Consider the following 8044-nt stretch of genomic DNA (forward strand, 5'->3'; position numbering starts at 1 on the left):
TGAAGGCTTTTCTATAATTATGATGTATGACGATAACAGTTTTAAATAAGGGGGAAAGAATGTCCATTTTATCCATTAAAAACATTTCAAAGTTTTACACTTTGGACGGTAAACATCAAGAGCAGGCTCTAAGAAATATAAACCTACAGATTGCAAAAGGTAAAATTACAGCGATTTACGGGCCGTCGGGCTGTGGCAAAACCAGTCTACTAAACATCATCAGCGGTTTAGACAGACAATATGAAGGAGATTTAGAGTTTAAAGGAGAATCCCTCCGTGACTTATCAGAGATTGAACTAACTCAATTTCGTAAAAACAAGATTGGATTTGTGTTTCAAAACTTTAACCTCATTCCTCATCAGTCTGTCTTAGACAATGTCAAGCTACCTCTCTATGTCAAAGATTTATCTGACAGGGAGATGACAATGATTGCAAAGGAGCAATTAAGTAACTTGGGCATGGAGCCTTTTATGGCTAAAAATGTTAAACAGCTTTCTGGCGGGCAAAAGCAACGCGTAGCAATCGCGCGTGCACTGGTAAATCAGCCAGATATGATTGTAGCAGATGAACCAACGGGTTCGCTGGATTCTCAATCCCAAGAAATGGTATTGGAAGTATTTAAAAATTTAGCCCAAACAGGGAAAACAGTATTGATCGTAACCCATAATCCAGAGGTTGCTGAATATGCAGACGTGATTATCAAAATGAAGGATGGTGAAGTCGTTGAAGAAGTCAAAAAATAAAGGATTATCATTGAAAAATAAATTCAAACTTTCTTTAAATAACTTTCTGGAAAGAAAGTGGCGTAACCTATTGATTGCGCTAGCAACCTCAATCGGTTTTGTAGGAGTCTTAATTTCTTTCGGCTTGGGAAATGCTTTGATTTCGATGATTGATGAAAATACGAATGGAGGTCAAATCCCTTCTCAAGTTCAGATTGCTTTAAACACAAAAAATGTTGGACGAGGTTTTTTGAACCAAGATGATAAGAACTATATCACGGATACAGTTGGGAAAGAAGCTATTAAATATTTGGAGAGTCCTTTTGGGATGACCATGTCAAATATTACTATAGATGGGCAAGAAATGGATCTGAGTCAAACGATGCCTTCTTATGCTCAAGTAGTGAGTCTCTATGAGGATACAAGTATCTCTGTTAGTAGTAATGAGACGGACAAAGTGTTGGCTGGATCCCTCTATACTGATACAAATGAACAGGGTTTGACAATTCCAAGCAGTTTACTAAAAAATTGGAATGAACAGACAGGAAACAATCTGACAGCTAATGATGTTATTGGCAAATCAGTCTCAGCAAGTATTGTAGAAAATGCTGCCGAAGCTAGCAAGACTGCTCAATTTCAAACGAAGATTGTGCGTGTGATCAATGATGAAGATGACATGGAGGACAGCAACAGTTTCATGCCGTCTCATCAAATGGAAACGATTTTGAAAGAAGCTGGCTTTACAAAAGCTGTATCTTATTTTATCTTGGAACTCAAAGATCCATCACAAACAAAAGCGATAACAGAAGAATTGCAGAAAAACAAGAAGTATACTGTTCTTTCTCAACAGAAGGTTCTTGATATTGTGATTACTTTTATTCGTGTCATTCAGGGATTGTTGATTGTACTTTCATCACAAGCTATTGTGGTAGCAGCGGTCATGATTGGTATCATCATTTACATCAATATCATGCAACGTTCTAAGGAAATAGGTGTCATGAAGGCAGTTGGTTATCAAAATCGTGATGTCAAAGGAATTTTTATTTACGAGGCTATCTGGATTGTAGGCATCGCCTTGCTACTGGCCTTTTTGGTAGCACAAGGGGTGGGAAGTTTGGCGAATGCGGTTGTAAATCATTTTTACCCATCCATCACTAAGGTTTTTGAATTAAATTTGTTATCTGTTTTAGGAACTCTAGCTTTTGCTCTATTACTTGGTTATGTCTCAGCCTACTTCCCAGCACGTAAAATTAGTAAAATGGATCCTGTAGAATCGCTACGATATGAATAGTAAGGGAGTTCTTGATTTATATCCTTAAAAAGAAACTAACATAGAAAAACAATGTCCGTACTTGCAATTAAACTTAAATAGTTATATAATAGGTTTGTTGAAAGGTGATTTGTAGTGATTCAAGTTACTCTTTTCACAATAAAAATTTCATGATTTTCATAAGGAGGAAATCACTAATGGTAGTTAAAGTTGGTATTAACGGTTTCGGACGTATCGGTCGTCTTGCTTTCCGTCGTATCCAAAATGTAGAAGGTGTTGAAGTTACTCGTATCAACGACCTTACAGATCCAGTTATGCTTGCACACTTGTTGAAATACGACACAACTCAAGGTCGTTTCGACGGTACTGTTGAAGTTAAAGAAGGCGGATTTGAAGTTAACGGTAAATTCATCAAAGTTTCTGCTGAACGTGATCCAGAACAAATCGACTGGGCTAACGACGGTGTAGAAATTGTTCTTGAAGCTACTGGTTTCTTTGCTAAGAAAGCAGCTGCTGAAAAACACTTGCACGCTGGTGGAGCTAAAAAAGTTGTTATCACTGCTCCTGGTGGAAACGACGTTAAAACAGTTGTATTCAACACTAACCACGACGTTCTTGACGGTACTGAAACAGTTATCTCAGGTGCTTCATGTACTACAAACTGCTTGGCTCCAATGGCTAAAGCTCTTCAAGACAACTTTGGTGTTGTTGAAGGATTGATGACTACTATCCACGCTTACACTGGTGACCAAATGATTCTTGACGGACCACACCGTGGTGGTGACCTTCGCCGTGCTCGCGCTGGTGCTGTAAACATCGTTCCTAACTCAACTGGTGCTGCGAAAGCTATCGGTCTTGTAATCCCAGAATTGAACGGTAAATTGGACGGAGCTGCTCAACGTGTTCCTGTTCCAGCAGGTTCTGTAACTGAGTTGGTAGCAGTTCTTGAAAAGAACGTTACTGTTGATGAAGTGAACGCAGCTATGAAAGCAGCTTCAAACGAATCATACGGATACACTGAAGATCCAATCGTATCTTCAGATATCCTAGGTATGTCTTACGGTTCATTGTTTGATGCAACTCAAACTAAAGTTCTTGACGTTGACGGTAAACAATTGGTTAAAGTTGTATCATGGTACGACAACGAAATGTCATACACTGCACAACTTGTTCGTACTCTTGAATACTTCGCAAAAATTGCTAAATAATTCATGAGTCGATAAAAAGCAAGGCCTCTTGGTCTTGCTTTTCTTATATGGAAAAATGGATGACACAATCATCCATTCTTTTTTATTTCTCTTTCGAAAGTATCTGAAAGGGCAGTGAAGCTTAATTTTTCTAATGTAAGTGGATGGGTAAAGGAAAGTCGGAAGGCATGAAGCATAAGCCGACTTATCTTTGAATTGCTGTTATAGAGAGGGTCGCCCAAAATAGGGAAGTTATGATGCGAAAGGTGTACACGGATTTGATGGGTTCGACCTGTCTTTAGTTTGCAATGAACCAAGGAAGTCTTGTTTTGGAATTGCTTTAATCTGCTTACATGTGTTTCAGCATATTGCCCATTTTTTGTATCAACTATTCGCTTTCTGCGGTCATGGCGATCACGTCCGATTTTGTCTCTGAAAACAAGTTCTTTGCTGTTGATATTTCCGTCAACGAGTGCCCAATATTCCCTAGAAATCTCTTTTTTCTCCAATAAGCGATTGAGAATAGGTAGGATAAAAGGATTTTTGGCAAAGAGAACTAAACCACTGGTTTCCATGTCCAGACGATGAACGACATAGCAGGTTTGGCCAACATAGGCACTGACATGGTTAAGAAGGGCGATTTCGTTCGGCTGATTACCGTGGGTTTTCATCCCCTCTGGTTTGTTGACAATAATCAAGTGTTGATCTTGATAAACCTCTTGAACGAGGTTTGGGTTGCCCCAAGGAATTTCCTTTTTGGGATAATCTTCCTCATCAAAAGTCAACTGGCAAACATCCCCAGGGCTTACCATCTCGTTCCAGTGAACTTCTTCTTGGTTTATCAAAATATGTTTCTTGATTCTCAAAAAATGACGGATTTTTCTAGGGATGAGGAGTTGTTCCTCAAGTAATTGCTTTACCGTCATTTGAGGTAGAGAGTCTGGTAATGTAAATGTGAATTTCATACAGATATTGTAACAAAAAAACCCCTATTTTGATAGGAAATAGCTAAATTCTTGTCTTCCTATGATGAAGATGATAAAATAAACGCATGAAATTAGATAAATTATTCGAGAAATTTCTTTCTCTTTTTAAAAAAGAAACAAGTGAACTAGAGGACTCTGATTCTACTAGCCTACGTCGCTCTCGTAGTGATCGAAAAAAATTGGCCCAAGTAGGTCCAATTCGAAAATTTTGGCGTCGTTATCATCTAACAAAGATTGTCCTTATACTAGGTTTGAGTGCAGGCTTGCTAGTTGGAACCTATTTGTTTGCTGTGGCCAAGTCAACCAATGTCAATGATTTGCAAAACGCCTTGAAAACTCGGACTATCATTTTTGACCGTGAAGAAAAGGAGGCTGGTGCCTTGTCTGGTCAAAAGGGAACCTACGTTGAATTGACTGCTATCAGTAAAAATTTGCAGAATGCCGTTATTGCGACAGAAGACCGTTCCTTCTATAAAAATGACGGGATTAACTATGGTCGTTTCTTCTTGGCTATTGTCACTGCTGGTCGTTCAGGTGGTGGCTCTACTATTACCCAACAGCTGGCTAAAAATGCCTATCTGTCGCAGGATCAAACTGTTGAGAGAAAAGCGAAAGAATTTTTCTTGGCTTTAGAATTGACTAAAAAATATAGCAAGGATCAGATCCTAACCATGTACCTTAACAATGCCTATTTTGGAAATGGTGTGTGGGGTGTAGAAGATGCGAGTAAGAAATACTTTGGAGTTTCTGCATCAGAAGTGAGTCTGGATCAAGCTGCGACTCTGGCAGGGATGCTGAAGGGACCGGAATTGTATAATCCTTTGAATTCCGTACAAGATTCGACTAATCGTCGCGACACTGTCTTACAAAATATGGTTGCAGCAGGATATATTGATAAAAACCAAGAAACCGAAGCTGCAGAAGTTGATATGAATTCTCAATTGCACGATAAGTATGAAGGGAAAATCTCAGATTACCGCTATCCTTCTTACTTTGATGCGGTGGTTAATGAAGCTGTTTCCAAGTATAATCTAACAGAGGAAGAAATTGTCAATAATGGCTACCGCATTTACACAGAGCTGGATCAAAACTACCAAGCAAATATGCAGGTTGTCTATGAAAATACAGTGCTATTTCCGAGGGCAGAGGATGGAACATTTGCTCAATCAGGAAGTGTCGCTCTCGAACCGAAAACAGGGGGAGTTCGTGGAGTTGTCGGTCAAGTTGCTGGCAATGATAAAACGGGATTCCGGAATTTCAACTATGCAACCCAATCGAAACGTAGCCCTGGTTCTACAATTAAGCCTTTAGTTGTTTATACGCCAGCAGTTGAAGCAGGCTGGGCTTTGAATAAGCTCTTGGATAACCATACCATGCAGTATGACAGCTATAAGGTTGATAACTATGCAGGGATCAAAACGAGTCGAGAAGTTCCCATGTATCAAGCCTTGGCAGAATCGCTTAATCTACCTGCTGTTGCCACTGTTAATGATTTGGGCCTTGATAAGGCTTTTGAGGCGGGCGAAAAATTTGGACTCAACATGGAAAAGGTCGACCGTGTTCTTGGTATTGCCTTGGGAAGTGGTGTCGAAACCAACCCACTTCAAATGGCTCAAGCATATGCTGTTTTTGCCAATGAAGGTTTAATGCCGGAAGCTCATTTTATTAGTAGAATTGAAAATGCTAGTGGACAAGTTATTGCTAGCCATAAAAATTCACAAAAACGGGTGCTTGATAAGTCTGTAGCTGACAAGATGACTAGTATGATGTTGGGGACATTCACCAACGGAACCGGTATTAGTTCATCGCCTGCAGATTATGTCATGGCAGGGAAAACTGGTACAACCGAAGCTGTTTTTAATCCGGAATACACAAGTGACCAGTGGGTGATTGGTTATACTCCGGATGTGGTGATTAGTCATTGGCTTGGTTTTCCGATCACTGATGAAAATCACTATCTAGCAGGATCTACTTCAAACGGTGCAGCCCATGTCTTTAGGAATATTGCAAATACCATTTTACCTTATACACCAGGAAGTACCTTCACAGTTGAAAATGCATATAAGAAAAACGGAATTGCACCAGCTAACACAAAAAGACAAGTACAAACCAATGATAATAGCCAGACAGATGATAATTTGTCTGATATTCGAGGACGTGCGCAAAGTCTAGTAGATGAGGCTAGTCGGGCTATCTCGGATGCGAAGATTAAGGAAAAGGCTCAAACAATATGGGATTCGGTAGTCAATCTATTTCGCTAAGATGCTTGTCAAAGCCTAGCTTTCTTGTTATAATAGATAAGATGGAGGCGTTATGGCACTAAAAAAAGCAAGCCTAGCTTGTGCGGTTTGTGGTTCGAGAAACTATTCAATCAAGATTAGTGGAACCCCCAAGCCTACACGACTAGAAGTAAATAAATTTTGTAAGCATTGTGGTAAGTACACTACACACAGAGAAACGAGATAGGAGAGAGCGATGCGTTTTATTGGAGATATTTTTAGACTTCTTAAAGACACAACATGGCCAACTCGCAAGGAAAGCTGGAGAGATTTTCGTTCTATCATGGAATACACAGCTTTCTTTGTAGTAATTATTTACATTTTTGACCAGTTGATTGTTTCAGGTTTGATTCGATTTATTAACATTTTTTAGAAGGTTAGTGGAGTTAATTACACTAGAAATCTTCTATTTATGAAAGGAAATATCATGGATAGTTTTGATAAAGGATGGTTTGTCTTACAAACTTATTCTGGTTATGAAAATAAGGTAAAAGAAAATCTATTACAACGTGCACAAACCTACAATATGTTGGATAATATTCTACGCGTTGAAATTCCAACACAAACAGTGCAAGTTGAAAAAAATGGAAAGAGAAAAGAAGTAGAGGAAAATCGCTTTCCAGGTTATGTTCTTGTAGAAATGGTCATGACAGATGAAGCTTGGTTTGTTGTTAGAAACACACCAAATGTTACAGGATTTGTCGGATCACACGGGAACAGATCAAAACCAACTCCATTATTGGAACAAGAAATTCGTGACATTTTGGTATCTATGGGACAAACTGTTCAAGAATTTGATTTCGATGTTGAGGTTGGTCAAACTGTACGTATTATTGATGGTGCTTTTGCAGACTACACTGGTAAGATTACAGAAATTGATAATAACAAAGTAAAAATGATTATCTCTATGTTTGGTAATGACACAGTTGCAGAAGTAAACCTAAACCAAATTGCAGAATTATAACCCTGAGAGAGGCTTGTCCTCTCTTTTTTGTGCAGTTGAGGAGTTAAAGGGTGCAGAATGGAGGAAATGTGCCAAAAGTGTTTCTGAATCTGTTAGACTGTATCTAGAAAGGGGAAAATTATGCTTAAAAAAATGTATGAAGAAGTCCAAGGAATTGTATACAAGTGTAGAAATGAATATTACCTTCATTTGTGGGAGTTATCGGACTGGGACCAAGAGGGAATGATTTGCTTACATGAATTGATCAGTAGAGAAGAAAGGCTTGTAGAAGATATCCCTCGTTTAAGGAAATATTTCAAAACCAGGTTTCGAAATCGAATTTTAGACTATATCCGTAAACAAGAGAGCCACAAACGAAGATATAATAAAGAACCTTATGAAGAAGTAGGCGAGATCAGTCATCGTATAAGTGAGGGAGGTCTGTGGCTAGATGACTATTATCTCTTTCATGAAACACTAAGAGATTATAGAAACAAACAAAGTAAAGAGAAACGAGAAGAGTTAGAACGCGTCTTAAGAAATGAACGTTTCCGAGGGCGTCAAAGAGTGTTAAGAGACTTACGTATTGTGTTTAAAGAGTTTGACATCCGTGCTCATTAGGAATTCATGCAAAAAAGTAAAAAAAGTTTAAAAAAG

At 38.7% G+C, this 8044-nt stretch carries 9 protein-coding genes; 8 read left to right on the top strand and 1 reads right to left on the bottom strand.

Going from position 1 to position 8044, the window contains the following annotated elements; genetic code table 11:
• Window positions 1-59: 59 nt before the first annotated feature.
• The 3 genes from HT696_RS06050 (at window position 60) to gap (ending at window position 3200) form a co-directional block, all read left to right on the top strand.
• A complete protein-coding gene (locus HT696_RS06050; protein ID WP_173283441.1) occupies window positions 60-743 on the top strand; it encodes an ABC transporter ATP-binding protein in 684 nt (227 codons plus the stop codon).
• On the top strand, window positions 712-2013 hold the full coding sequence (locus HT696_RS06055) for an ABC transporter permease (protein ID WP_173282952.1): 1302 nt from the start codon (window positions 712-714) through the stop codon (window positions 2011-2013). Before HT696_RS06050 ends, HT696_RS06055 begins: the two co-directional genes overlap by 32 nt.
• Window positions 2014-2189: 176 nt before the next feature.
• On the top strand, window positions 2190-3200 hold the full coding sequence (gene gap, locus HT696_RS06060) for a type I glyceraldehyde-3-phosphate dehydrogenase (RefSeq protein WP_000260662.1): 1011 nt from the start codon (window positions 2190-2192) through the stop codon (window positions 3198-3200).
• Window positions 3201-3268: 68 nt separating this feature from the next.
• Here gap and HT696_RS06065 read toward each other — a convergent pair whose 3' ends face one another.
• On the bottom strand, window positions 3269-4144 hold the full coding sequence (locus HT696_RS06065) for an RluA family pseudouridine synthase (protein WP_240147149.1): 876 nt from the start codon (window positions 4142-4144) through the stop codon (window positions 3269-3271).
• Between the two features lie 86 nt (window positions 4145-4230).
• Here HT696_RS06065 and pbp2a point away from each other — a divergent pair, with 86 nt between their 5' ends.
• The 5 genes from pbp2a (at window position 4231) to HT696_RS06090 (ending at window position 8008) form a co-directional block, all read left to right on the top strand.
• Window positions 4231-6426 (top strand): penicillin-binding protein PBP2A, encoded by a 2196-nt coding sequence (pbp2a, locus tag HT696_RS06070; protein WP_173220050.1) that lies wholly within the window; start codon window positions 4231-4233, stop codon window positions 6424-6426.
• A gap of 52 nt (window positions 6427-6478) precedes the next feature.
• Complete coding sequence (rpmG, locus tag HT696_RS06075; RefSeq protein WP_014017356.1) at window positions 6479-6631, top strand: 50S ribosomal protein L33; 153 nt, start codon at window positions 6479-6481, stop codon at window positions 6629-6631.
• Between the two features lie 9 nt (window positions 6632-6640).
• Window positions 6641-6817, top strand: coding sequence for a preprotein translocase subunit SecE (secE, locus tag HT696_RS06080; RefSeq protein WP_001210991.1), 177 nt, complete (start codon window positions 6641-6643; stop codon window positions 6815-6817).
• A gap of 54 nt (window positions 6818-6871) precedes the next feature.
• Entirely contained in the window at window positions 6872-7408 is a 537-nt protein-coding gene (gene nusG / locus HT696_RS06085) for a transcription termination/antitermination protein NusG (protein ID WP_000376739.1), read from the top strand.
• A gap of 120 nt (window positions 7409-7528) precedes the next feature.
• A complete protein-coding gene (locus HT696_RS06090; protein ID WP_173262303.1) occupies window positions 7529-8008 on the top strand; it encodes a sigma-70 family RNA polymerase sigma factor in 480 nt (159 codons plus the stop codon).
• Window positions 8009-8044: the final 36 nt, after the last annotated feature.

Source organism: Streptococcus sp. 9903 (genome assembly GCF_013276625.1).
Taxonomy (GTDB): Bacteria; Bacillota; Bacilli; order Lactobacillales; family Streptococcaceae; genus Streptococcus.

Coding starts and splice junctions, on each gene's coding strand:
- HT696_RS06050 (WP_173283441.1), top strand. CDS start 60: ATGTCCATTTTATCCATTAAAAACATTTCAAAGTTTTACACTTTGGAC.
- HT696_RS06055 (WP_173282952.1), top strand. CDS start 712: ATGGTGAAGTCGTTGAAGAAGTCAAAAAATAAAGGATTATCATTGAAA.
- gap (WP_000260662.1), top strand. CDS start 2,190: ATGGTAGTTAAAGTTGGTATTAACGGTTTCGGACGTATCGGTCGTCTT.
- HT696_RS06065 (WP_240147149.1), bottom strand. CDS start 4,144: ATGAAATTCACATTTACATTACCAGACTCTCTACCTCAAATGACGGTA.
- pbp2a (WP_173220050.1), top strand. CDS start 4,231: ATGAAATTAGATAAATTATTCGAGAAATTTCTTTCTCTTTTTAAAAAA.
- rpmG (WP_014017356.1), top strand. CDS start 6,479: ATGGCACTAAAAAAAGCAAGCCTAGCTTGTGCGGTTTGTGGTTCGAGA.
- secE (WP_001210991.1), top strand. CDS start 6,641: ATGCGTTTTATTGGAGATATTTTTAGACTTCTTAAAGACACAACATGG.
- nusG (WP_000376739.1), top strand. CDS start 6,872: ATGGATAGTTTTGATAAAGGATGGTTTGTCTTACAAACTTATTCTGGT.
- HT696_RS06090 (WP_173262303.1), top strand. CDS start 7,529: ATGCTTAAAAAAATGTATGAAGAAGTCCAAGGAATTGTATACAAGTGT.